The following is a 25,655-nucleotide window of genomic DNA, read 5'->3' on the forward strand; positions in this document are numbered from 1 at the left end:
CTAAGCCGGTTGCGTTACCTGATATGTGACCGTGCCTACACAGTGGCCTTGCGCGTCAACAACTCCACAAACCCCTCTGCCATTGGCGTCTGCACGCCCTTGCGCTGCACCAGCCACACCGCCGTCACTGCTTCCTCATCCAGCAACGTGCGATAGACCACGCCATCAATACGAATCCGCTGGTAAGAAGCCGGCAGCACCGACACGCCCAATCCCGCTGCCACCAGGCCGATGATGGTCATCGCCTCTCCCGCCTCCTGGGCGAAGTGCGGGCTGAAGCCGGCGTCACGGGCCAGGTTGATCAGCTGCGCATAGAGACCGCTGCCGTAGCTGCGCGGGAAAAACACGAACGGTTCTTCCGCCAACTGTGCCAGGTGCAGACCGCGCTCACTGCCGTCCACCAACGGGTGGCCAGCGTTCAACACGGCCACCAGCGGTTCGCGCATCAACTCGATCACGCTCAAGGAATCCGGCAGCGGCAACGGCCGCATCAGGCCGACCTGGATCGACTCGTCCACCAGCGATTCCGCGACTTCGGTGCTGCTCATCTCCTGCAAGTTGAGGTGCACCGCCGGGAACGCCTGGCGGAACGCAAAGATCGCCTGGGGAATGCTGGCGTTGAACGGCGCCGACGAGGTGAAGCCGATCTTCAGTTCCCCCAGCTCGCCCAACTGCGCGCGGCGTGCCACATCCGCCGCCTTGTCGACCTGGGCCAGCACCAACCGCGCCTCATGCAGGAACAAGCGCCCCGCCTCACTCAGCTCGACCCGACGATTGGTACGCTCGAACAACCGCGCGCCCACCTGCTGCTCCAGCGCCTGGATCTGCTGGCTCAGCGGCGGTTGCGAGATGCCCAGCACCTGCGCGGCGCGGCCGAAATGCAGTTCTTCGGCGACGGCGATGAAGTACCGCAGATGTCGTAATTCCATACCGTCCTCATTAGGTCGTAAAAGCTCTCAAACAGGTCGAACAATATATTGGAAAGAATCATTAGCCAGCTATATTCTTTTTTGCATGGCCGGTCCTGGCACGCTTTCCCTCCCCGAGGTCCACGTGAATTCTGCTGTCGCTCCACTCGCTCAAGAAGTCCCGCCCACTGCCCTGGATGAGGTGGTGGCCCAGCTCAATGACGCCTACATCGAAAAAGGCACGCCGATGTTTATGCGCACGGTGCTGGCGCTGTTCTCCGGCGGTTTTGCCACCTTTGCCCTGCTGTATTGCGTGCAGCCGATGATGCCGGCGCTGTCCCACGAGTTTTCCATCAATGCGGCGCAAAGCAGCCTGATCTTGTCGGTCGCCACCGCAATGCTCGCCTGTGGCCTGCTGATCACCGGGCCGATTTCCGACCGCTTGGGACGCAAGCCGGTCATGGTGTCAGCCCTGTTCTGCGCCGCGCTGGCGACCATCGCCAGTGGCTTGATGCCGACGTGGGAAGGGATTTTGCTGATGCGCGCGTTGGTGGGCTTGTCATTGAGCGGCTTGGCCGCCGTAGCGATGACCTACTTGAGCGAAGAAATCCACCCGCAACACATCGGCCTGGCCATGGGCTTGTACATCGGCGGCAACGCGATTGGCGGCATGAGCGGGCGCTTGATCATGGGCGTGCTGATCGACTTCGTCAGTTGGCACACCGCCACATTGATCATCGGCGCCCTGGCGCTGATCGCCGCCACGGTGTTCTGGAAAATCCTCCCCGAATCGCGCAACTTCCGCGCCAGCAGCCTCAAGCCGCGCAGCCTGCTGGATGGGTTTGTCATGCACTTCAAAGACGCCGGCCTGCCGTGGCTGTTCCTCGAAGCCTTCCTGCTGATGGGCGCGTTCGTGACGATGTTCAACTACATCGGCTATCGCCTGCTGGGCGATCCGTATGACCTCAGCCAGGCCGTGGTCGGCCTGCTGTCACTGGTGTACCTCTCGGGCATCTACAGCTCGGCGAAAATCGGCTCCCTCGCCGACCGCCTCGGCCGCCGCCGCGTGCTGTGGGCCACCATCGTGTTGATGCTCGCCGGCATCGCCCTGACCCTGTTCACCCCGCTGTGGCTGGTGGTGCCGGGCATGCTGATTTTCACCTTCGGCTTCTTCGGCGCGCACTCGGTGGCCAGCAGCTGGATTGGCCGCCGCGCGCTGAAGGCCAAGGGGCAGGCGTCGTCGTTGTATCTGTTCTGCTACTACGCGGGGTCGAGTGTGGCGGGGACGGCGGGCGGGTTCTTCTGGCATTACGCCGAGTGGAACGGGATTGGTGGGTTTATCGTGGCGTTGTTGATTGGGGCGTTGCTGGTGGCGTTGAAGTTGGCGAAGTTGCCGCCGTTGGGGCAAACAGCGACATGACTTCGTGTTAGAAAAAACCGCTTCACCGCGGTTTTTTCGCAACAGGCTTACGCTTCATTCCAGTACTGACCGAGTCATGGAGCGCCATTGCACGTCCCCCATCCCACTCGGCCTGCATCGCCGAAAACAACTCGACGTCGATGCGCGCCTGATGCGCAATGAGCGCCTCGGACATCGCCTCGGCAATTCGCTCGATGATCATCCCAGGCTTCTCCACCGCGCAGTACTTACGACCAAATTCCATCAGTTGCTGGCGATCTGGATAAGCCTTCACCTTGTTCATCTTGATTGCCAGGGTGCGGTCAACCAATGAACGGCCAGACTTGGGGTTGTAGTTCTCATACACCGTGGTCGTCGTGACATCGAATACAGGCGCTATCTGCACCGTCTCACGGGCACCCGGGTGGGTGTAGATCACACCAAAGTTTTTCAGGTGTGCGTCACCGTTGCGCACCATGACCGACAAGCAAACCGATGAAAAAAACCGCTCAAGCTCACGTAGCGGTTCACCTTGCGCACAGACATGATTGATCACCGCAGCGAGGGTTTCGTAGCTCTGGGAATACTTGTAGTTGTCATGGGGGTCTTTGTTGAGCCCCAACAGCACGGCCATGTCTTCAAAACCAAGCCGCCCCGAGGGAGTAAGGTCAAAGCGCTCCATGACAAACAGATCCCCCCCTTCGGACAACCAGAAAGGCGGTGTCTCCATGCCCGCCATGCGGGCAGCTTCCATGCAAAGGAACTCGTTCTGTGCCAAGTGAGCGTACTCATCGGCGCCAGATTTCACGATCAGGTCAGAACTGAGCATGGTTTTGCGGTTGCCGGCCAGCTTGTCCAGATCAGGCACCAGCACCTTGGGCTGCACGCCGGATATACCCGACTCGAAATAGGTCTCCACCAGAAACTCGAAGACGCCCTGGGAGCTATCGGCTGACAGTATTTGCTGGAGCCCCACCTGAGCAGTTACGGGAACTGATACCTCGGCAGGATTCTGGTACGTCAGCCGACCAATCTGGTTCCCACCGATCACCGACAACAGGCGCATTTCATCCACCTGCATATGTTTGGCCATGCGTCGCTTGATCTGATCGGCCAGAAAACCTTCTGGTACGTTCATATCGAAAATTGGATGCAATACATTGCTGACTGAAGGTGTCGGGTCATAGGGCATGACCAGCGATGCCTCTCGCTCGGCATCAGCTGACGAATAGGAAAACGCGAACTGCGAGCCCTTGGATAGCTCGCCTGAATGCCCTTTGGGGGTGACGACGTTGAGCAATTTGACTCTACTCATCGTGCTCCACCAGATCCGCCAGGGATTTGAGATCAATGCGTTTATCGACAACTTCCAATGCCATTCCCAAGGCAGAAATCACCCTGAACACCGTATACATCGCGACATTTTCACCCGCTTCAAGATCCATGATGGTCTTGCGGTTGCACTTGGCCCGATCCGCCAGTTGCGCTTGGCTATAGCCTTTGGCACGGCGCAGTTGTCGTATCCTGTCGCCCAAATCAGGCGGGTTAATCAGCAACATGATGTCACCCATAACGGACTTTTAAGATGCATATCGCATGTTATGTCCGTAATAGCGGACATTACAAGCACCTTACGTCCGCTGACCTCAAACAAAAACGCCCGGCATAAACCGGGCGTCTTTATTGGGCAGCGATCACTCGTGATACTGCGCGGACAACTCATGCACCGCCCGCAGGAACGCACCGGCATGCTCCGGGTTCACTTCCGGCGTGATGCCATGCCCCAGGTTGAACACGTGCCCACTGCCCTTGCCGTAGCGGGCGAGGATGCGCCCGACTTCGGTGCGGATCGCTTCCGGCTTGGCGTACAGCACGGTCGGGTCCATGTTGCCTTGCAGCGCGACGCGGTTGCCCACGCGCTGACGGGCTTCGCCGAGGTCGCAGGTCCAGTCCAGGCCGAGTGCATCGGCGCCGGCGTCGGCGATGCTTTCCAGCCACAGGCCGCCGCCCTTGGTGAACATGATCACCGGCACTTTGCGACCTTCGTGTTCGCGGATCAGGCCGCTGACGATCTTGCGCATGTAGGCCAGGGAGAACTCCTGGTACGCCGCCGACGACAGGTTGCCGCCCCAGGTGTCGAAGATCTGCACGGCTTGCGCGCCGGCCATGATCTGCGCGTTGAGATAGGAAGTGACCGACTGCGCCAGCTTGTCCAGCAGCAGGTGCATGGCTTGCGGGTTGTCGTAGAGCATGGCCTTGGTCTTGCGGAAGTCTTTCGACGAGCCGCCTTCGACCATGTAGGTGGCCAGGGTCCATGGGCTGCCGGAGAAGCCGATCAGCGGCACACGGCCATTCAGCTCGCGGCGGATGGTGCTGACGGCGTCCATCACGTAGCCGAGGTCTTTGTGCGGATCAGGGATCGGCAGGGCTTCGATGTCGGCCAGGGTGCTGACGACTTTCTTGAAACGCGGGCCTTCGCCGGTTTCGAAGTACAGGCCTTGGCCCATGGCATCAGGAATGGTGAGGATGTCGGAGAAGAGGATGGCCGCGTCCAGTTGTGGGTAGCGGTCCAGCGGCTGCATCGTGACTTCGCAGGCGAACTCCGGGTTCATGCACAGGCTCATGAAGTCGCCGGCGTTGGCGCGGCTGGCGCGGTATTCCGGCAGGTAGCGACCGGCCTGGCGCATCATCCACACAGGGGTGACGTCCACGGGTTGCTTGAGCAGGGCACGAAGGAAACGGTCGTTCTTGAGGGCAGTCATGTCGGCATCCGCAAAAAAAGTGCGGGCATTTTCTCAGAGCCAGACGCAAAAGGCACGGAGTGCGCCGTGCCTTTTGTCTATCGGGTTGATTTGAAGCAATGTCTTGAACACGCTGAAACCAAATGTGGGAGCGGGCTTGCCCGCGATAGCGGTGGTTCAGTCGAGACATCCTGTGACTGTTACACCGCTATCGCAGGCAAGCCAGCTCCCACATTTTGAGCTCATTTCAACCCAGGGTCAGACTTGCAGGTAATCCAGGATCCCTTCGGCAGCATTGCGGCCTTCGAAGATCGCGGTCACCACCAGGTCAGAACCGCGCACCATGTCGCCACCGGCGAAGATCTTCGGGTTGCTGGTCTGGTGCTTGTACTGGCCTTGTTCCGGGGCGACGACGCGGCCCTGGCTGTCGGTCTGGATCTGGAACTGTTCGAACCACGGCGCCGGGCTTGGACGGAAACCGAAGGCAATGACCACGGCGTCGGCCGGGATGATTTCTTCGGAGCCCGGGATCGGCTCAGGGCTGCGACGGCCACGGGCGTCCGGTTCGCCGAGACGGGTCTCGACCACCTTCACGCCTTCAACGCGATCTTCACCAACAATCGCAATCGGTTGGCGGTTGTAGAGGAACTTCACGCCTTCTTCCTTGGCGTTCTTCACCTCTTTGCGCGAGCCGGGCATGTTGGCTTCGTCACGGCGATAAGCACAGGTCACCGACTTGGCGCCCTGGCGGATCGACGTACGGTTGCAGTCCATCGCGGTGTCGCCACCGCCGAGCACCACGACCTTCTTGCCTTTCATGTCGACGAAATCTTCCGGCGACTTTTCAAAGCCCAGGTTGCGATTGACGTTGGCGATCAGGAAGTCCAACGCGTCGTAAACGCCTGGCAGGTCCTCACCGGCAAAGCCGCCCTTCATGTAGGTGTAGGTGCCCATGCCCATGAACACGGCATCGTATTCTTCGAGCAGTTGCTCCATGGTGATGTCTTTGCCGATTTCGGTATTGAGACGGAACTCGATACCCATGCCGGTGAACACTTCACGACGGTGGCTCAGGACGGTTTTTTCCAGCTTGAACTCGGGGATGCCGAAGGTCAGCAGGCCGCCGATTTCCGGGTTCTTGTCGAACACCACCGGGGTTACGCCGCCACGCACCAATACGTCGGCACAACCGAGGCCGGCAGGGCCGGCGCCGATGATGGCGACGCGCTTGCCGGTCGGCTTGACCTTGGACATGTCCGGGCGCCAGCCCATGGCGAACGCGGTGTCGGTGATGTACTTCTCCACCGAGCCGATGGTCACCGCGCCGAAGCCGTCGTTAAGGGTGCACGCACCCTCGCACAGACGGTCTTGCGGGCACACCCGGCCGCACACTTCCGGCAGGGTGTTGGTCTGGTGCGACAGCTCGGCGGCGGCGAGGATGTTGCCCTCGGCCACCAGCTTGAGCCAGTTGGGAATGAAGTTGTGCACCGGGCACTTCCACTCGCAATACGGGTTACCGCAACCCAGGCAGCGGTGGGCCTGGTCGGCCGAGTGCTGGGGTTTAAAGGGTTCGTAGATTTCCACGAACTCTTTCTTGCGTTGACGCAACAGTTTCTTCTTCGGATCTTTGCGCCCGACATCGATGAACTGGAAGTCGTTATTCAGACGTTCAGCCATGTTAAAACCTCATCAAACTCTTCAGGCGCATATCACTGCGGGTTGGCACGGATGCTGGAAAGCAACGATTTCAGGTTGGCAGCCTTGGGCTTGACCAGCCAGAAACGACGCAGGTAATCATCGAGGTTTTCGGCGAGGTTACGACCCCATTCGCTGCCGGTCTCCTCGACGTACTCGTCCAGCACGTGCTGCAAGTGGTTCCGGTAGGACTCCATGGCTTCGCCGCTGATCCGCTGGATCTCGACCAACTCGTGGTTGACCTTGTCGACGAAGGTGTTGTCCTGGTCGAGCACGTAGGCGAAACCGCCGGTCATGCCCGAACCGAAGTTGTAACCGGTCTTGCCCAGTACCGCGACAAAGCCCCCGGTCATGTACTCACAGCAGTGATCGCCAGTGCCTTCCACCACGGTGTGGGCACCGGAGTTGCGCACGGCGAAACGCTCACCGGCAGTACCGGCGGCGAACAGCTTGCCACCGGTGGCGCCGTACAAGCAGGTGTTGCCGATGATGGCACTGTCCTGGGTCTTGTAGACGCTACCTTTAGGCGGAACGATCACCAGCTTGCCGCCGGTCATGCCCTTGCCCACGTAGTCGTTGGCGTCGCCTTCCAGGTACATGTGCAGGCCACCGGCGTTCCACACGCCAAAGCTCTGGCCCGCAGTGCCTTTGAAGCGGAAGGTGATCGGCGCTTTCGCCATGCCTTGGTTGCCGTGCTTGCGCGCGATTTCGCCGGAGATGCGGGCGCCGATGGAACGGTCGCAGTTGCAGATATCCAGTTCGAAGTCGCCACCGCTGGCGTCATTGATCGACGAGCCAGCGATTTCCACCATCTTCTCGGCCAGCAGGCCTTTGTCGAACGGCGGGTTGCGCTCGACGCCGCAGAACTGCGGTTTGTCGGCCGGGATGTGATCGCTGCCCAACAGCGGCGTCAGGTCCAGGTGATGCTGCTTGGCGGTCTGGCCCTGCAGGATTTCCAGCAGATCGGTACGGCCGATCAGCTCTTCCAGCGAACGTACGCCCAGCTTGGCCAGCCACTCACGGGTTTCTTCGGCGACGTAGGTGAAGAAGTTCACCACCATGTCGACGGTGCCGATGTAGTGATCCTTGCGCAGCTTCTCGTTCTGAGTGGCCACGCCGGTGGCGCAGTTGTTCAAGTGGCAGATGCGCAGGTATTTGCAGCCCAGGGCGATCATTGGCGCAGTACCGAAGCCGAAGCTTTCGGCGCCGAGGATTGCGGCCTTGATCACGTCGAGGCCGGTTTTCAGGCCGCCGTCGGTCTGCACCCGGACCTTGCCGCGCAGGTCGTTGCCGCGCAGGGTCTGGTGGGTTTCAGCCAGGCCCAGTTCCCACGGTGCACCGGCGTACTTGATCGAGGTCAGCGGCGAAGCGCCGGTGCCGCCGTCGTAGCCGGAGATGGTGATCAGGTCGGCATAGGCCTTGGCCACGCCAGCGGCGATGGTGCCCACGCCGGCTTCTGCTACCAGTTTCACCGAGACCAGGGCCTTCGGGTTGACTTGTTTCAGGTCGAAAATCAGCTGCGACAAGTCTTCAATCGAGTAGATGTCGTGGTGCGGCGGCGGCGAGATCAGGGTCACGCCCGGCACTGCATAACGCAGCTTGGCGATCAGGCCGTTGACCTTGCCGCCTGGCAGTTGACCGCCTTCGCCAGGTTTGGCGCCTTGGGCTACCTTGATTTGCAGCACTTCGGCGTTGACCAGGTATTCCGGGGTCACGCCAAAACGGCCAGTGGCAACCTGCTTGATTTTCGAGCTCTTGATGGTGCCGTAGCGCGCCGGGTCTTCGCCGCCTTCGCCGGAGTTGGAACGCGCACCCAGGCGGTTCATGGCTTCGGCCAGGGCTTCGTGGGCCTCAGGCGACAAGGCGCCCAGGGAGATACCGGCGGAGTCGAAGCGCTTGAGGATCGATTCCAGCGGCTCGACTTCGCTGATGTCCATCGGCGTGTCCAGGGTCTTCACCTTGAACAGGTCGCGGATCATCGACACCGGGCGGTTATCCACCAGGCTCGTGTATTCCTTGAACTTGGCGTAGTCGCCCTGCTGCACGGCGGCTTGCAGGGTGTTGACCACGTCCGGGTTGTACGCGTGGTATTCGCCACCGTGTACAAACTTCAGCAGGCCGCCTTGCTGGATCGGCTTGCGCGCGCTCCAGGCTTCGGCTGCAAGGGCTTTCTGCTCGGCTTCGATATCGACGAAACGCGCGCCCTTGATGCGGCTTGGCACGCCACGGAAGCTCAGGTCGCACACCTCTTCGGACAGGCCGATGGCTTCGAACAGTTGCGCGCCGCGATAGGACGTGACGGTGGAGATGCCCATCTTCGACAGGATCTTCAGCAGGCCCTTGGTGATGCCTTTACGGTAGTTCTTGAACACCTCATAGAGGTCGCCTAGCACTTCACCGGTACGGATCAGGTCGCCGAGTACTTCGTACGCGAGGAACGGATACACCGCCGAGGCGCCGAAGCCGATCAGCACCGCAAAGTGGTGCGGGTCGCGGGCGGTGGCGGTTTCGACGAGGATGTTGGAGTCGCATCGCAGGCCTTTTTCGGTCAGGCGGTGATGCACCGCGCCGGTGGCCAGCGAGGCGTGGATCGGCAGCTTGCCCGGGGCGATGTGGCGGTCGGTCAGCACGATCTGGGTACGACCGGCGCGCACGGCTTCTTCGGCCTGGTCGGCGACGTTGCGCACAGCGGCTTCAAGGCCGAGGCTCTCGTCGTAGTTCAGATCGATGATCTGGCGGTCGAAGCCTGGGCGATCCAGGGTCATCAACGAGCGCCATTTGGCCGGGGAAATCACTGGCGAGCTGAGGATCACGCGGGAGGCGTGCTCAGGGGATTCCTGGAAGATGTTGCGCTCGGCACCGAGGCACACTTCCAACGACATCACGATGGCTTCGCGCAGCGGGTCGATCGGCGGGTTGGTCACCTGGGCGAACTGCTGGCGGAAGTAGTCGTACGGCGTGCGCACGCGCTGGGACAGCACGGCCATCGGCGTGTCATCGCCCATGGAACCGACGGCCTCGTAGCCTTGCTCACCGAGCGGACGCAGCACCTGGTCGCGCTCTTCGAACGTGACCTGGTACATCTTCATGTATTGCTTGAGCTGGTCGACGTCGTAGAAAGCCGAACCGTGGTCGTTGTCTTCCATGGTCGCCTGGATGCGCAGGGCATTCTTGCGCAGCCATTGCTTGTACGGGTGACGCGACTTCAGGCGGTTGTCGATGGCATCGGTGTCGAGGATCTGCCCGGTTTCGGTGTCCACGGCGAGGATCTGGCCAGGGCCTACGCGGCCTTTGGCAATCACGTCTTCAGGCTGGTAGTTCCACACGCCGATTTCCGACGCGAGGGTGATGAAGCCGTTGGTGGTGGTCACCCAACGCGCCGGGCGCAGACCGTTACGGTCGAGCAGGCACACGGCGTAGCGACCATCGGTCATCACGACGCCGGCCGGGCCGTCCCACGGTTCCATGTGCATCGAGTTGTACTCGTAGAACGCACGCAGGTCCGGGTCCATGGTTTCGACGTTCTGCCACGCTGGCGGAATGATCATGCGCACGCCACGGAACAGGTCGATGCCACCGGTGACCATCAGTTCGAGCATGTTGTCCATGCTGGATGAGTCGGAGCCGACGCGGTTGACCAGCGGGCCGAGCTCTTCGAGGTCCATCAAATCGTTGGCGAACTTGGTGCGACGGGCCACGGCCCAGTTGCGGTTGCCGGTGATGGTGTTGATTTCGCCGTTGTGGGCGAGGAAGCGGAATGGCTGGGCCAGCGGCCATTTCGGCAGGGTGTTGGTGGAGAAGCGCTGGTGGAACACGCAGATTGCGGTTTGCAGGCGCTCATCGCTCAGGTCTGGATAGAAGGCGGTGAGATCCGCCGGCATCATCAGGCCTTTGTAAATGATGGTCTTGTGGGAAAAGCTGCAGATGTAGTGCTCGGTGTCGGCGGCGTTGGAGACCGACGAGCGACGACGTGAGGTGAACAGCTTGATCGCCATGTCCTGGTCGCTCAGGCCATCGCCGGCGATGAACACTTGTTCGATCTGCGGCAGGCGCTCAAGCGCGAGGCGGCCGAGGACGCTGGTGTCGATCGGCACTTTGCGCCAGCCGACGAGTTGCAGGCCGGCAGCGACGATTTCGCGGTTCATGTTCTCGCGAGCGGCTTGGGCTTTGACCGGGTCCTGGTTGAAGAACACCATGCCCACGGCGTACTGCTTGGGCAGCTCGACCGCAAATTGCTCTTTGGCGACAGCGCGCAGGAACAGGTCGGGCTTTTGAATCAGCAAGCCACAACCGTCACCGGTCTTGCCGTCGGCGTTGATCCCACCGCGGTGGGTCATGCAGGTCAGGGCCTCGATGGCCGTTTGCAAAAGGGTATGACTGGGCTCGCCCTGCATATGGGCTATCAGGCCGAAACCACAGTTATCCTTGAATTCATCGGGTTGGTACAGACCTGCTTTCATAGACACTTTCTCACCAGGCTGCCTCTTATATCGAGGCAAATTTCTTTTCAATTCAACCGGTTACCTTCCACGCCGAACGTACGCCGGCTTAGCGGGGGCAAAAGGGAGGTCATTGTACACACCGACACAGACGCTCACAAATTTAGCGACGAAATGTCGCAAATCTATGTCGCATTTATGAAAGGTTTAAAGCGATATGCTGTGCTAGTCAAAACTTTTTTAATTCTGACCGCTACGACTCAAAAGCCACTGTGACGCAGACACCACAAAGCGCGCGGCCTGTAAGGGCAGCACGCACTTGCGGATATTTTTTGAGGTGCCGGGAGGGCGGCCTGGGTAAGGCCGCCGGATCTTCAGCGAGTTGTTGCGAGTTCTTGTTGAACGCTGGCAACAGTGCGAGGCCAAGGTTTACCAGCCTGAACCTTCGCTGGCAAGGATTTGATCGCAGAATCAGCGGCTGCACGGCTGGAGAAGTTGCCGTAGGTGATTACGTAGAGAGGCTTGCCGTTGAGCACTTTCTTGAAATAACGGTACTCGCCGCCCTGCTCTTTCACGAACGCCTGGGCGTTGGCTTCGGAGCTGGTGCCGAGGATCTGCACCACGAAGTTGCTGGCAGGCTGGCTGCCATACCAACCGCTGCCCGCAGCGCCCGCTTTGGCGACGGTGACAGGTTTTTCAGCCGGTTTGGCGGCCGGAGCCGGGGCTGGCTTGGCAGCAGGCGCAGGCGCCGCGACAACCGGCTTGGTCACTGGCGCTGGCTTGGCGGTGGCGACGGTCGGTGCCGGTGTCGGCGTCGGCTTGGCCACTGCTGCTGGCTGGCCTGCTGGCACGCCCGCAGGTGGCGCGGTGGTGGTGACGGTTGGCGGCGTAGCGCTGGAGCCTTCCACCGGCACGCCGTCGTCGCCTTCGGAGATGCCACCGGCCTCTTCGGCAAGCGGGCCGCGCATTACTGGCTGGCCGACCATCGGCAGGTTGGTCGGTTGGCCGGAGTTGGCGAATTCAACGTTCGGAGTAGGCTTGCCCAGTGGCAACTGCGCCTGTTCGGTTGGCGCGCCGGCAGTGGTCGGTGCCTTGCTGCGACCCGGGATCAACCAGGCGGCGGCAACAGCAACCACAACAACTGCGGAAATAGCCAATACGTGCTTCTTAGGCATAGTGAACCCCATCTTTGGACGCTTGACCGCAGAGCGGCTGGCAATCATGGCTTCGATCATCGCATCGCGGGCAACCTGGTTGATGGTGCCAGGCCAGCCGTCGGAGCTTTCGTGAATATCAGAGATCTGATTTGCCGTGAAAAGTTCGATACCGGCGCCTGCGCCTTCCAGGCGTTGAGCCAGGTATTCGCGGGTTTCTTCTTCTTCGTACGGCTGCAACTCGATCACGTGGAACAGCTCTTGATCGCCGCTGATCTGCTCCAGGTCGGCGATCAACGACGACTCACCAAACAGGAACACGTGCGGGCGGCCTTCCGGCGTACCGGCGGCCAGCGCCAGCAGCGCTTCAAGGGCGGATTCGTCGAGCTGCTCGGCGTCATCCACCAGCAAATAGACTTCCTGGCCGGTCAGGCCCAGCTGCACCACTTGCTTGAGGATCGCGTTCGGCTCGGCCGTGGACACGTCCAGCGCCTGAGCCACCTGGCGCAGCACGCCAGCCGCATCACCGGCACCGCGAGCGGAGACCACCACGCTCTGTACCGATTGCTTGTTGGTGCTCGCCACCAACGCCTGGCGCAGCAAGGTCTTGCCGCTGCCCAACGGGCCAGTGACCACCAGCAGCAACTGGCTGTAGCGCGCCAGGTGGTGCAGTTGCCCAAGCACTGGCTTGCGCTGGGCCGGGAAGAATTTGAAACCAGGCACCCGTGGAGCAAAAGGGTCGTGGCTTAACTGGTAATGGCCGAGGAACGCCTCGTCGGCATGCAAACTAGTCATCGGGATCTGATTAACCTTTCAGCTGAGCCAGGGCGCGGTAATCCGCTCCCAGCGTGGCTTGTAAAATCTCTTTTGGATAATCGTCGGTTACCACGGCTTCGCCCATGTGGCGCAGCAGCACCAGTCGCAGTCGACCGTCGATCACTTTCTTGTCTATCGCCATATGTTCGAGGAAGTCCGCCTCGGTCATCTCTTCAGGCGGGATGACCGGCAAACCGGCGCGCTGGAACAGGCGGATACCACGATCACGCTCCTGGGCGCTTATCCAGCCCAGGCGTTGCGACATGTCCAATGCCATCACTGTGCCAGCCGCTACGGCTTCCCCATGCAACCACACACCATAGCCCATGTGCGTTTCGATCGCATGGCCGAAGGTGTGGCCGAGGTTCAAGGTGGCCCTTACGCCGGACTCCCGTTCGTCGGCATTCACCACCAGCGCCTTGGCGGCGCAGGAGCGGGAAATCGCTTCGGTGAGGGCGACCTGGTCGAGGTTGCGCAAGGCGTCGACGTGTTCTTCCAGCCAGGCCAGGAACGGCTCGTCGCAGATCAGCCCGTACTTGATGACTTCCGCCAGGCCCGCCGACAACTCGCGAGGCGGCAAGGTATTGAGGGTCGCGGTGTCGATCAGCACAGCCTGGGGCTGGTAGAACGCGCCGACCATGTTCTTGCCCAACGGGTGGTTGATACCGGTCTTGCCACCCACCGACGAATCGACCTGGGACAGCAAGGTGGTCGGCACCTGGATAAAGTCCACGCCACGCTGGTAGCAGGCCGCCGCAAAGCCGGCCATGTCGCCGATCACACCGCCGCCCAGGGCGATCACGGTGGTGCGGCGGTCATGGCGTGCAGTCAGCAGGCCATCAAAGATCAGTTGCAGGGTTTCCCAGTTCTTGTGGGCTTCGCCGTCGGGCAGGATCACCGAGATCACCGAATACGCCGCAAGGCTGCGGCTCAGACGCTCTAGATATAGCGGCGCGACCGTTTCGTTGGAGATGATCGCCACTTGCCGCCCGGCAATGTGCGGTGCGAGCAACTCGGGCTGGTCCAACAGACCCTCGCCAATATGGATCGGGTAGCTGCGCTCGCCTAGATCGACCTTAAGTGTCTGCATGTGTCCCCGCGTTAGAGATGGTGTGACGACCGGCAACGTCGAGATGGGGCGTTGCCTGATGGCTCTACGCCACACCCCAGAGGGTGTTGGCGTGCCGCCGAGAATAGCGCATTTCGGGCCTGGCTTTAACGGGGTGGCAGCCGTTGCAGGCGCTCAAGAATGTCGAGGACCACCATCCGCGGCGGCCGCTCATCGGTTTCCACCACCAGATCGGCGATTTCCCGATACAGCGGGTCGCGCAGCGTGAGCAGGTCCCGCAAGGTTTTCTCCGGGTTGGCCGTGCGCAGCAGCGGGCGATTGCGATCGCGGGCGGTACGGCCCACCTGCTGCTCGACCGAGGCATGCAGATAGACCACCCGACCACCGGCATGCAGCGCCCGACGGTTTTCTTCGCGCATGACTGCACCGCCGCCGGTGGCCAATACCACGCCATCGAGGCCGCACAGCTCGGCGATCATCGCCTGCTCGCGGTCACGAAAGCCCAGCTCGCCTTCCTTATCGAAGATCCATGGGATATTGGCACCCGTGCGCAATTCAATTTCCTTGTCGGAATCTTTGAATGGCAGGCGCAGCTCTTTGGCCAGCAAACGGCCGATGGTGCTTTTTCCAGCCCCCATCGGTCCTACAAGAATCAAATTTCGCACAGAATCAACGACTCACAGCAATCGCCTGGTTATTCATAATACGCGGAGTCAGGAATACCAGCAGCTCGGATTTTTTCTCCGCCAGCACATCGCGCCGGAAAAGGCGGCCAAGATACGGCACATCGCCCAAAAATGGCACTTTATCTACCACTTTGCTTTGGGTATTGGAGAAAACCCCGCCGATGACGATGGTCTCGCCATCCTTGACCAGCACCTTGGCGTTGACTTCGTTCTTCTTGATCGGCGGCACGTCGTTGAGTTTGTTCAGGTAGTCAGGCTCGTCCTTGGTGACCTTGACCTCCATGATCACGTGGCCGTCGGGGGTGATTTGCGGGGTGACTTCCAGGGACAGCGAGGCCTCCTTGAACGACACCGAGGTGGCGCCGCTGGAGCTGGATTCCTGGTACGGGATCTCGGTGCCCTTGAGGATACGTGCAGTTTCCTTGTCGGACGTGACCACCTTGGGCTGTGAGACAATTTCACCATTGCCGGTTTTCTCCATGGCGGTCAGTTCCAGGTCCAGCAACAGGTTGTCGGTGATATAGGCGATGCCCAGGCCCGACGTGCCGGTAATCGCCCCCAAATCGACAAACGGCGAGCTGGGCGGGTTTTCCGGCGGCTCTGCGCCCTCCGGCAAGGGCTTGGGGATTCCGCCAGCGCCCCAGTTCCCGCGATTGAGCCGCCCACCCCAGCGCGCACCGAGGCTTTTGTCGTAATCCACATTGGCCTCGACAATCCGCGCCTCGATCATTACCTGGCGCACCGGGATATCCAGCTGCGCCACGATGCGCCGCAGCTCTTCCAGTCGTTCGCCGGTCTGGTAGGCAATGATGTTGTTGGTGCGATCATCCACCGCCACCGATCCGCGCTCATCGGTGCTGCCCTCCAGCCCCGTCACCGATTGGAATAGCTTGGCCAGGTCCGCCGCCTTGGCGTAATTGACCTGCAACAGCTCCCGGCGCAGCGGCGCCAGCTCGGCCATTTGCCGGCGAGATTCCAGAGTGAGCAGTTCGCGGGCGGCCAACTCCTCTGCCGGCGCCACCAGCAATACACCGGCCTTGATCCGCTTATCCAGGCCCTTGGCTTGCAGCACCAGATCGAGCGCCTGGTCCCACGGCACATCCTTGAGGCGCAAGGTGATCGAACCTTGCACCTCGTCGCTGGCCACCAGGTTGAGGCCCGCTACGTCGGCGATTTGCTGCAATACCGCACGCAATTCGATGTTCTGGAAATTGAGGTTGAGCCTGTCCCCCGCCAAAGCCTGCGGCGGCGGCAGTTGGATCAGGTCTACGCGATTGGGCACAGCAGCAGCCATCGGTGCCGTGAACGCTATCCATAGCGCCACACCGAAGGACAAGAAAGTCCTTTTCATTGATTTGATTCCGTTATGAGTTGACGTTTAACACGAGGGTTCGCGGGCGCTCCAGCCATGCACCCTGTTCATCGGGGAACAACTCCACCAGCTCGACATGCCCGGGGTAAATGGCCGTGACCCGACCGTGATCCGGCCCCAGGTAGTCACCGACCGCCAGCCGGTGCACCGTAGAGGCCATGCGCAGCAGGACAAAAGCCTGTACGCCACGAGACAGGGTGCCGACCATTTCGAACTGGTCGACCGCAAACCCTTCCAGGACGCCACGTGGCCGGGTGAGGTCCGGCGCCCGGGCTGGCCGCCCACGCGCGTGATCGGCCTGAACGGCAAGCGGGGTGAACGGGTCGCGCAGGCCGGACGAGTCGTAGACAAAGCGCGCACCCGGCATGGCGGGCTCAGCCTGCCGGCCAACCGCAGACGTACGCCAATAGCTCTTCACCAGCAGCTCAAGACGCAGCAGCCTGCCCTCTGGGCGCAGGGCAACCTCATGGGCCGTGGCGAATCGGGACAGGCCACCCAATGCGCTGACGAACATCGCCAGGTCGTGATAGGCGCCACTGACGCCAACCGCCACCGGCTGCTCGACATAAAAAGCCTGTGGCTGCTCATCCAGCGGCGTGACGCTTTCAACCAACAAGCCATTGGCCAATGCCAACCGCGCGATGTCTTCCAGCAAGCCGGGCATTTCGGATTCCGCGGGCAGCGCTTGAAAAAGTCGATCAACCTTTGCCTGCATCAGTTCCAGTTGACGGGCCCGCCCCTCCAGACCGGCAGCCAAGGCAGTTTTTTGCGCGACTTGCTGTTTCAGGGCCACTTCCTGCACCTCGGCCTGGTGCAACCGCTCCCGCGCAGGGCTCAGGTACACAAGGTCACCCACCACAAACAACAGGCCTGCCAACGCACCACCCAGCAAGACTTTGCCAGGCAGGGGCCAATGTGCAGCGTTGTGAGTGAGCGCAGAAAGATCGAGCCTGGGCAGGCTCAAGGTTGCACCTCGCCGGACTCTCCCTGGCGCACCATCAACTGGAATTCATTGGCGCCGCGAGTGCCTTCCGTTCGCACGTGCTGCAAACGGGTGGCATGGGCGCCTTCAGTGGCCTCCAGGCGACGCATCAACTGGGCGATGTCCTGGCTGGATTCAGCACTGCCGCGAATGCTCACCGTATCGCCCTTGGCCACCACTTCATGCAGGTGCACGCCATCCGGCACGGCGCGCGCCAACTGATCCAGCAACTGGGCACCGGCCGAGCGCCCATCGTGCAAGTCCTCGACAACCTTCATGCGCTGCGCTAATTGCTGGCTTTGCACGTGCAGGTCATCGATGGTCTTGATGCGTGAGTCCAGGACGGCGACGTCTTTGTCCAGGTGGCTGTTGCGCGTGACCTGCCGATCGATTGCCTGGTCGATCACTTGATCCGCCAGCCACACTGCGGCGAGCGCCACGCCGGCGAACGCCAGCAGTAACATCAGGAAAAACTTGCGCCGCCGTTCTGCCAGTGCCTGACGCCAAGGTAAAAGGTTGATTCGTGTCATCAAGCGAAACTCCTCAGGGCCAACCCGCAAGCCACTCCCATTTCCTGGGCATCCACGGCCCATTGTGCGCCATCGACTCGACGGCCCGGCGTGAAGCTGGCGAAATCCTGACTGCAAGCACGCGCCAATGCAAACCCTTCGACATCCACCACTCGTGCCACCAGCCCGGCCTGGGCCAAAACGGCCTCGCGCGCCTCGACCTGCGTCTTGAGACAGGCCGCCAACAGCACCTCGACCCGCGCCGGGTCGTGGGCGCATGGACCCTGCACTTGATAGTCCATGGCCACGTCATCCAATGGATAGGGAATGTATTGGTCGGCTTCCATCTGGATCCGCCAGCCCACCTCTTCGTCGCTGAGCCCGGATTCCATGTCGATCACCTGGGTAATGACCGAGGGGCCCGCCACGGCAATTGCCGCGTACCTGGCTGACGTGTGCAACCGGGCCACCGCCTGTTGCAGCGCCAGCCCTACAGACTCAAGGTCTAGCACGCTGCCATCGACCACCGCACGCAGCGGCAGTGCCTGTGTGGCGTAGCCGTTTACCATGTAGCCGCTGCTTGAGCGGCCCAGTTCGACCAACCTGATCGCCGTGTCGCTGATATCGACGCCGAGGACGGCATCAACTTTTCGCCTGAAAAATCCCTTTCTCATAAAACTCCCCAAAACTTTCCCTGTCATAACGGCGGTCCTACCGCCGGTTGGCCGCTGAGCAGGCGCGAATGACGCCCCAAGCCGAAAAATGCTTTAATGCCCAGCGTTTTTCCCCGCTATTTACCTACAGCCCGGGTCGATCCATCGTTAGCCATGCATGCCCCGACGCCTAACCCATTCTTTTCTCTGGAAATCCAAAAGCCTTGATTCGTCTGCTGAAGTTTTTCGGGTACTCCATTGTCGCGATCGTCTGCGGGCTGCTGCTCGTACTCAGCGGGGCCTACCTCTACCTTAGTCCGGGTTTGCCCTCCGTAGAGGCCCTCAGAAGTATCCAGTTGCAGATTCCTTTGCGGGTCTACAGCAGCGACGAAAAACTGATCGCGGAGTTCGGCGAAATGCGCCGCACCCCGATTCGTTTCGCCGATATTCCACCCAATTTCATCAGCGCATTGCTGTCGGCCGAAGACGATAATTTCGCCAACCACTACGGCGTCGACCCCAGCAGCCTGGTACGTGCCGCCACGCAATTGGTAAAAAGCGGACACATTCAATCCGGCGGCAGCACCATCACCATGCAGGTGGCGAAGAACTTCTTCCTCACCAGCGAGCGCAGCTTTTCACGCAAGGCCACCGAGATCCTGCTGGCCCTGCAGATTGAACGCCAGCTGACCAAGGACGAGATCCTTGAGCTGTACGTCAACAAGATCTACCTGGGCAACCGTGCCTACGGCATCGAGGCGGCGTCGCAGGTCTACTACGGCAAGTCGATCCGTGACGCGAGCCTGGCGCAGATGGCGATGATCGCCGGCCTGCCCAAGGCGCCGTCGCGCTTCAACCCACTGGCCAACCCGGCGCGCAGCAAAGAGCGGCGCGACTGGATCCTGGGGCGCATGTACAAGCTGGGCAAGATCGACCAGCGCGCCTATGAAAGCGCGGTGGCCGAGCCGTTGAACGCCAGCTACCACGTCCCGACACCCGAAGTGAACGCACCGTATATCGCTGAAATGGCCCGCGCCGAGATGGTCGGGCGTTATGGCAGCGAGGCCTACACCGAAGGCTTCCGCGTGACCACGACGGTGCCGAGCGACACCCAGGAAATCGCCAACAACGCGGTGCATTCCGGGCTGATCACCTACGACCAGCGCCACGGCTACCGCGGGCCTGAATCGCGCCTGCCGGGCAAGACCCTGAGCGCCTGGACCACCGAACTGGGCAAGCAGCGCGCCATCAGCGGCCTGGAACCGGCCATCGTCACCCAGGTGCAAAAAGACGGCGTACAGGTGCTGACCCGCACCGGCGAAGCCCATGTGGCCTGGGACAGCATGAAGTGGGCACGCCCCTTCCTGAACACCAACAGCATGGGCCCGATGCCCAAGCAGCCGTCCGACGTGGCGCAGGTGGGTGACCTGATCCGCGTGCAACGCCAGAAGGATGACAGCCTGAAATTCAGCCAGGTGCCGCTGGCCCAGGGCGCGCTGGTTTCCCTCGACCCGCAGAACGGTGCCATCCGCGCCCTGGTGGGCGGCTTCGCCTTCGAGCAGAGCAACTACAACCGCGCCGTCCAGGCCAAGCGCCAGCCGGGTTCAAGCTTCAAGCCCTTCGTCTACAGCGCCGCGCTGGATAACGGCTACACCGCTGCCAGCCTGGTCAACGATGCACCGATCGTGTTTGTCGACGAATACCTGGACAAGGTTTGGCGTCCGAAGAATGACACCAACACCTTCCTTGGCCCGATCCGCATCCGCGAGGCGCTGTACAAGTCGCGTAACCTGGTGTCGATCCGTCTGTTGCAGGCGATGGGCGTGGGCAAGACCATCGACTACATGACGCGCTTCGGCTTCAACAAGTCGGACCTGCCGCCGAACCTGTCCCTGGCCCTGGGCACCGCGACCCTTACGCCGATGGAAATCGCCACCGGCTGGAGTACCTTTGCCAACGGCGGCTACAAGATCGCGCCGTACCTGATCGACAAGATCGAAAGCCGCAATGGCGACACCCTGTTCACCGCCAACCCACCGCGCGTACCGGGTGACGTGGTCAACGGCGTGGCCGCTACCGATGGCCTGGCAGCCCCGAGCAACGGTGGCATCACCATCGAGCCGAGCCCAGGTGCCGCGCCCGCGGCAAACACTGCGGCGCCAACCGAGCCGCAGGCGCCTGCCGTTGCCGAGCGCATTGTGGATGGCCGCACCACCTACATCCTCAACAGCATCCTGCAAGACGTGATCAAGAAAGGCACCGGCCGTCGCGCCCTGGCCCTCGGCCGCGCCGACATCGCCGGCAAGACCGGTACCACCAACGACTCCAAGGACGCCTGGTTCTCCGGCTACAACGGCGACTACGTGACCACCGTGTGGACCGGCTATGACCAGCCGGAAAGCCTGGGCCGTCGCGAGTTCGGTGGCACCGTCGCGCTGCCGATCTGGATGAGCTACATGGGCGCTGCCTTGAAGGACAAGCCCCTGCACACCCAACCGGAACCAGAAGGCATCCTCAGCCTGCGGATCGACCCGGTGAGTGGCCGCGTGGCATCGCCAAGCACGCCGAATGCGTACTTCGAACTGTTCAAGAGCGAAGACACCCCGCCGTCGGTCAACGAGCTGGGGAATGGCGTGGCGCCTGGCAGCCCGTTGCCGGCGGATGAAGCGGCGCCGATTGATCTGTTTTAACGCGCCGGGAGCTGGCTTCTGTGGGAGCTGGCTTGCCTGCGATGCAGGCAACTCGGTCTTTCAGTGATACCGCGGTGATGCTATCGCAGGCAAGCCAGCTCCCACATTTGGTGCTGCACAAGGCTTGAATTAATCGCCACACAATAAAAAAGCCCCGACTCGCGAGAGCCGGGGCTTTTTGTTGGTGCGCTACAACGGCTTAGCCGTTGAACACATCATCCACGCTTTGCAGCGGGTAGTTCTTCGGATACGGCAGGGTGGCCACACCGGTCTCGATCGCGGCTTTGGCCACGGCATCGGAGATCAGGGTGATCAGGCGCTTGTCCATTGGCTTCGGAATGATGTACTCACGGCCGAATTCCAGCTTGGCGCCACCGTAGGCGTCGCACACGTCCTGAGGCACTGGCAGCTTGGCCAGTTCACGCAGGGCGTTGGCAGCAGCCACTTTCATCTCTTCGTTGATGCGCTTGGCGCGAACGTCCAGGGCACCACGGAAGATGAACGGGAAGCCCAGCACGTTGTTGACCTGGTTCGGGTAGTCCGAACGGCCGGTGGCCATGATCACGTCGTTGCGGGTGGCGTGAGCCAGCTCTGGCGAGATTTCCGGGTCCGGGTTGGAGCAGGCGAACACGATCGGGTTGGCCGCCATGGACTTCAGGCCTTCAGCGCTCAGCAGGTTCGGGCCGGACAGACCAACGAACACGTCTGCACCGTCAAGGGCGTCAGCCAGGGTACGCTTGGAGGACGGGTGGGCAAACATCGCCTTGTACTGGTTCAGGTCGGTACGCTCGGACTGGATCACGCCCTTGCTGTCGACCATGTAGATGTTTTCCAGTTTGGCGCCCATGCTCACGATCAGCTTCATGCACGAGATAGCCGCTGCACCAGCGCCCAGGCAGACAATCTTCGCGTCCGCCAGGGTTTTACCAGCGATTTCCAGGGCGTTGATCATGCCGGCCGCGGTAACGATCGCGGTGCCGTGCTGGTCATCGTGGAATACCGGGATGTCGCACTGTTCGATCAGGGCCTTTTCGATCTCGAAGCACTCAGGTGCCTTGATGTCTTCCAGGTTGATGCCACCGAAGGTGATGGAAATGCGCTTTACGGTGTCGATGAAAGCCTGCGGGCTCTCGGAATCGACTTCGATGTCGAAAACGTCAATGCCGGCGAAGCGCTTGAACAGCACGCCTTTACCTTCCATGACTGGCTTGGAAGCCAATGGGCCGAGGTTACCCAGGCCCAGAATCGCGGTGCCATCGGAAATCACTGCAACCAGGTTGCCCTTGCCGGTGTACTTGTACGCCAGCTCAGGGTCGCGGGCGATTTCACGTACGGGCTCGGCCACGCCAGGGCTGTAGGCCAGCGACAGGTCGCGGGCGGTGGCGGTGGCTTTGGTGAGCTCTACACTCAGCTTTCCTGGACGAGGATTGGCATGATATTCGAGAGCGGCAGTTTTCAAATCAGACATATCGGCATTCCGCTTTTACTGTTGGTCGACGGACCGCCGAGGATACGCGTGTCGTAAAGTCCCTACAAGACTGGGTAGTCACCGGTGTCAAGGCCCCAGAGCGCCGTACTTTGGTCTAAGGCCACGGGATACAAGGGCTCAACTGTTCACAATCGAATAAAAAAATGTCTACAATTTTTTATTAAAAAGTCCTTTCAAGCGGTTTTTATCAAATTCCAGGCACAAAAAAGGCGTCCACTGGGGACGCCTCTTTTTTCAGCGGGAAAAACCCAAGGGGTTTTTCAGGCTTACTCTGCTGCAGCAGCAGGCTTCTTGCCGAAAGCGCCGAAACGGTCAGCAAAGCGCTGTACGCGGCCGCCGGTGTCCAGAGTCTTCTGCTTACCGGTGTAGAACGGGTGGCACTCGTTGCATACGTCAGTACCCAGTGGCTTGCACAGGTTCGAACGAGTTTCGAACTTGTTGCCGCAGCTGCAAGTTACTGCGATGGTTTCGTATGCTGGATGGATATCGGCTTTCATGGCACTTCCTCGGGCTAGCGTGCCGCCACTCGACACTATTGTCGAATACCGCACGTAATTAGGCCGCGGATTCTACCAGACCTTTTTAATCGCGCAAGCGGCGCTGAGGGCGTGAAACTCCCTTTCATCAGAAAACCATCGGCTACCCCAAGCCCTCCCCTGTCTGCTAGGCTCCCGCCCCTGCGCCACCGCCTGCCTATATAGATGAGACCCCCGCGTGCCCGACGCCATTTTGCGCCTAGCCCTGCCCTCGCCCCTGCGCCGCCTGTTCGATTACCGTGCCCCGGCCGGTGTGCTGCGGGCGCAGTTGCAGCCAGGCATGCGCGTGCGGGTGCCGTTTGGCCGGCGGGAAATGATCGGCATCCTGGTGGAAGTCGCCGACCACAGCGAAGTGCCTGCCGAAAAGCTCAAGCCTGCACTGGCGATCCTCGACGCCACGCCGCCGCTGCCGCCCGCCATGTTCAAGCTGTGCCTGTGGACGGCCCAGTATTACCAACACAGCCTGGGCGACACCCTGAGCTGGGCGTTGCCGGTATTGCTGCGCCAGGGCGAACTGGCCGAAGCACGCCAGGAACGCTTCTGGTCGGCGGCACCCGGCGCGCGCCTCGACGACCCGCGCATCGCCCGTGCCCCGCGCCAGCGCGAAGCCCTGGCCACCCTGGCCCAACACCCCCACGGCGTGGCCCATCAGTTGTTAAGCAAGCTGATGCTGAGCAAAGACAGTCTCGACCTGCTGCTCGCCAAGGATCTGGTGCAGGTGGAAATCCGCAAGCACGCCCCCGACCCGCGCCACGAACACTGGCTGGCCCAGCCGGAATTGCCGCTGAACCCCGAACAGCGCGCCGCCTACGAGGCGATCCGCGCGGGCTTCGACAGCTTCCACGCGTTCCTGCTGGCCGGCGTCACCGGCAGCGGCAAGACCGAAGTGTATTTGCAGCTGATCCGCGAAACCCTGCAAGCCGGCAAACAGGCGTTGGTGCTGATCCCGGAGATCAACCTCGGCCCGCAGACCCTGGCGCGCTTCGAGCAACGCTTCAACGCGCGCATCGCCCTGGTGCACTCGGCGGTCAATGACCGCGAGCGCCTGGAGTCGTGGCTGGCGGCGCGGGACGGTGAGGCCGACATTATTATCGGCACGCGCTCGGCGCTGTTCACCCCGATGAAAAACCCCGGGCTGATCATCATCGACGAGGAGCACGACGGCTCCTATAAACAGCAAGAAGGCCTGCGCTACCACGCCCGCGACCTGGCGCTGGTGCGCGCGCGCCAGGAAGACATCCCGATTGTGCTCGGCTCGGCGACACCGTCCTTAGAGAGCTTGCACAACGCCTACACCGGTCGCTACGGCCTCCTACGCCTCAACGAACGCGCGGGTGGCGCCAAACAGCCGCGCTTCCTGCGCCTGGATGTTAAAAGCCGCCCGCTGGACAGTGGCATTTCCGGGCCGATGCAACAGGCCATCGGCCAGACCCTCGCCGCCGGCCAGCAAGTATTGGTGTTTCTCAACCGCCGTGGCTTCGCGCCGACGCTGTTGTGCCATGACTGCGGCTGGATGTCCGAGTGCGAGCGTTGCGACGCGCGCATGACCGTGCACCAGCGCCACGGTGAGTTGCGCTGCCACCACTGCGGCCATGTGGAACGGGTGCCGCGCCACTGCCCGCAGTGCGGCAAAGTGGACCTGCGACCGGTCGGCGCGGGCACCGAACGTGCCGAGGAGCGCCTGGGCATTCTGTTCCCGGATTTCCCGGTGCTGCGGGTGGACCGCGACAGCACCTCGCGCAAAGACGCGATGAACCAGCTGTTCGCCACCATCCAGAAAGGCCAGCCGTGCATTCTGATCGGCACGCAGATGCTAGCCAAAGGGCACCACTTTCCACGGGTGACCCTGGTGTCGATCCTGGATGCCGACGGCGGCCTGTTCTCCGGCGACTTCCGCGCCAGCGAGCGCATGGCGCAGTTGATCGTGCAGGTCGCTGGCCGTGCGGGCCGTGCTGAAGAGCCCGGCCGAGTGATTATCCAGACGCACCTGGCCGACCACCCGCTGCTGATCCAACTGACAGAACAAGGCTACTTTGCCTTCGCCGAGCAGGCGCTGAGCGAACGCCGCTCCGCCGGCCTGCCGCCGTTTTCCCACTTGGCCTTGCTGCGCGCCGAAGCGCATAAACCGGGGCAGGCCGAAGGTTTCCTCGACGAAGCGTGCAGCGCCGCCGAACGTTTGCTCGGCGAACTGGGTCTGTGCGGCATCGAACTGCTCGGCCCGGTGCCTGCGCCCATGGAGCGCCGCGCCGGGCGTTATCGCGCTCAGCTACTCTTGCAGGCAACGTCCCGCGCGCCCCTGCATCGGCTGTTAAGTAGCCTGTTACTTGCCCTGGAGCAAATGCCCAGCGGCCGGCAGGTGCGATGGTCGATGGATGTGGACCCCGTGGATTTGTATTGATCCACTCCACAGTTTGAATTGTGAACCCCCTTAAATGTGGGAGCGGGCTTGCCCGCGATGAGGCCCGCAGGTCCGCCAACCCGTCTGAACGGTTGGCAAGCCCGCCCTCCCCACGGATA

The 25,655-nt window shown here is 61.5% G+C and carries 18 protein-coding genes; 3 read left to right on the forward strand and 15 right to left on the reverse strand.

Annotated features, from left to right (window positions below; genetic code table 11):
- Positions 1–35 precede the first annotated feature (35 nt).
- Complete coding sequence (locus tag J1G37_RS09105) at positions 36–929, reverse strand: LysR family transcriptional regulator (RefSeq protein WP_207041255.1); 894 nt, start codon at positions 927–929, stop codon at positions 36–38.
- Positions 930–1,053: 124 nt separating this feature from the next.
- Between J1G37_RS09105 and J1G37_RS09110 the strand changes: the two genes are divergently transcribed.
- Positions 1,054–2,328, forward strand: coding sequence for an MFS transporter (locus J1G37_RS09110; protein ID WP_207041257.1), 1,275 nt, complete (start codon positions 1,054–1,056; stop codon positions 2,326–2,328).
- Positions 2,329–2,350: 22 nt separating this feature from the next.
- Here J1G37_RS09110 and J1G37_RS09115 read toward each other — a convergent pair whose 3' ends face one another.
- The 12 genes from J1G37_RS09115 to pilM form a co-directional block, all read right to left on the reverse strand.
- Positions 2,351–3,622 (reverse strand): type II toxin-antitoxin system HipA family toxin, encoded by a 1,272-nt coding sequence (locus tag J1G37_RS09115; RefSeq protein WP_207041259.1) that lies wholly within the window; start codon positions 3,620–3,622, stop codon positions 2,351–2,353.
- A complete protein-coding gene (locus J1G37_RS09120; RefSeq protein WP_207041261.1) occupies positions 3,615–3,866 on the reverse strand; it encodes a helix-turn-helix domain-containing protein in 252 nt (83 codons plus the stop codon). Before J1G37_RS09120 ends, J1G37_RS09115 begins: the two co-directional genes overlap by 8 nt.
- Before the next feature lie 135 nt (positions 3,867–4,001).
- Positions 4,002–5,069 (reverse strand): uroporphyrinogen decarboxylase, encoded by a 1,068-nt coding sequence (gene hemE / locus J1G37_RS09125; protein ID WP_207041262.1) that lies wholly within the window; start codon positions 5,067–5,069, stop codon positions 4,002–4,004.
- 237 nt (positions 5,070–5,306) lie between these two features.
- Positions 5,307–6,725: an FAD-dependent oxidoreductase gene (locus J1G37_RS09130; RefSeq protein ID WP_016979195.1), complete on the reverse strand. Its 1,419-nt coding sequence runs from the start codon at positions 6,723–6,725 to the stop codon at positions 5,307–5,309.
- A 32-nt stretch (positions 6,726–6,757) separates the two neighbouring features.
- A complete protein-coding gene (gene gltB, locus J1G37_RS09135; RefSeq protein ID WP_207041265.1) occupies positions 6,758–11,203 on the reverse strand; it encodes a glutamate synthase large subunit in 4,446 nt (1,481 codons plus the stop codon).
- A 353-nt stretch (positions 11,204–11,556) separates the two neighbouring features.
- Entirely contained in the window at positions 11,557–13,131 is a 1,575-nt protein-coding gene (locus J1G37_RS09140; protein WP_207041267.1) for an AAA family ATPase, read from the reverse strand.
- A gap of 10 nt (positions 13,132–13,141) precedes the next feature.
- Positions 13,142–14,242, reverse strand: coding sequence for a 3-dehydroquinate synthase (aroB, locus tag J1G37_RS09145; RefSeq protein ID WP_207041269.1), 1,101 nt, complete (start codon positions 14,240–14,242; stop codon positions 13,142–13,144).
- Positions 14,243–14,367: 125 nt separating this feature from the next.
- The gene (gene aroK / locus J1G37_RS09150) at positions 14,368–14,886 is read right to left on the reverse strand and encodes a shikimate kinase AroK (RefSeq protein WP_016979191.1); all 519 of its coding nucleotides are present in this window, start codon (positions 14,884–14,886) and stop codon (positions 14,368–14,370) included.
- Positions 14,887–14,890: 4 nt separating this feature from the next.
- Positions 14,891–16,201 (reverse strand): type IV pilus secretin PilQ family protein, encoded by a 1,311-nt coding sequence (locus J1G37_RS09155; RefSeq protein ID WP_207041346.1) that lies wholly within the window; start codon positions 16,199–16,201, stop codon positions 14,891–14,893.
- A 70-nt stretch (positions 16,202–16,271) separates the two neighbouring features.
- Entirely contained in the window at positions 16,272–17,243 is a 972-nt protein-coding gene (locus J1G37_RS09160) for a pilus assembly protein PilP (protein WP_207041271.1), read from the reverse strand.
- Positions 17,240–17,791 carry a PilN domain-containing protein gene (locus J1G37_RS09165; RefSeq protein ID WP_207041273.1) on the reverse strand — a complete coding sequence of 184 codons (552 nt, stop codon included), beginning with the start codon at positions 17,789–17,791 and terminating at the stop codon, positions 17,240–17,242. The genes J1G37_RS09160 and J1G37_RS09165 overlap by 4 nt, the downstream gene beginning before the upstream one ends.
- Positions 17,791–18,444 carry a type IV pilus assembly protein PilM gene (gene pilM, locus J1G37_RS09170; protein WP_207041275.1) on the reverse strand — a complete coding sequence of 218 codons (654 nt, stop codon included), beginning with the start codon at positions 18,442–18,444 and terminating at the stop codon, positions 17,791–17,793. The genes J1G37_RS09165 and pilM overlap by 1 nt, the downstream gene beginning before the upstream one ends.
- 203 nt (positions 18,445–18,647) lie before the next feature.
- Here pilM and J1G37_RS09175 point away from each other — a divergent pair, with 203 nt between their 5' ends.
- Positions 18,648–21,113: a penicillin-binding protein 1A gene (locus J1G37_RS09175; protein WP_207041277.1), complete on the forward strand. Its 2,466-nt coding sequence runs from the start codon at positions 18,648–18,650 to the stop codon at positions 21,111–21,113.
- Positions 21,114–21,312: 199 nt separating this feature from the next.
- Here J1G37_RS09175 and J1G37_RS09180 read toward each other — a convergent pair whose 3' ends face one another.
- The gene (locus J1G37_RS09180) at positions 21,313–22,581 is read right to left on the reverse strand and encodes a malic enzyme-like NAD(P)-binding protein (protein ID WP_017738862.1); all 1,269 of its coding nucleotides are present in this window, start codon (positions 22,579–22,581) and stop codon (positions 21,313–21,315) included.
- 287 nt (positions 22,582–22,868) lie between these two features.
- Positions 22,869–23,099: a 50S ribosomal protein L31 gene (gene rpmE, locus J1G37_RS09185; protein ID WP_124525450.1), complete on the reverse strand. Its 231-nt coding sequence runs from the start codon at positions 23,097–23,099 to the stop codon at positions 22,869–22,871.
- Between the two features lie 217 nt (positions 23,100–23,316).
- On the opposite strand from rpmE, the gene J1G37_RS09190 reads away from it, so the two are divergent.
- On the forward strand, positions 23,317–25,536 hold the full coding sequence (locus J1G37_RS09190) for a primosomal protein N' (RefSeq protein WP_207041278.1): 2,220 nt from the start codon (positions 23,317–23,319) through the stop codon (positions 25,534–25,536).
- Positions 25,537–25,655: the final 119 nt, after the last annotated feature.

Source organism: Pseudomonas sp. Marseille-Q1929 (assembly GCF_017316265.1).
Classification (GTDB): domain Bacteria; phylum Pseudomonadota; class Gammaproteobacteria; order Pseudomonadales; family Pseudomonadaceae; genus Aquipseudomonas.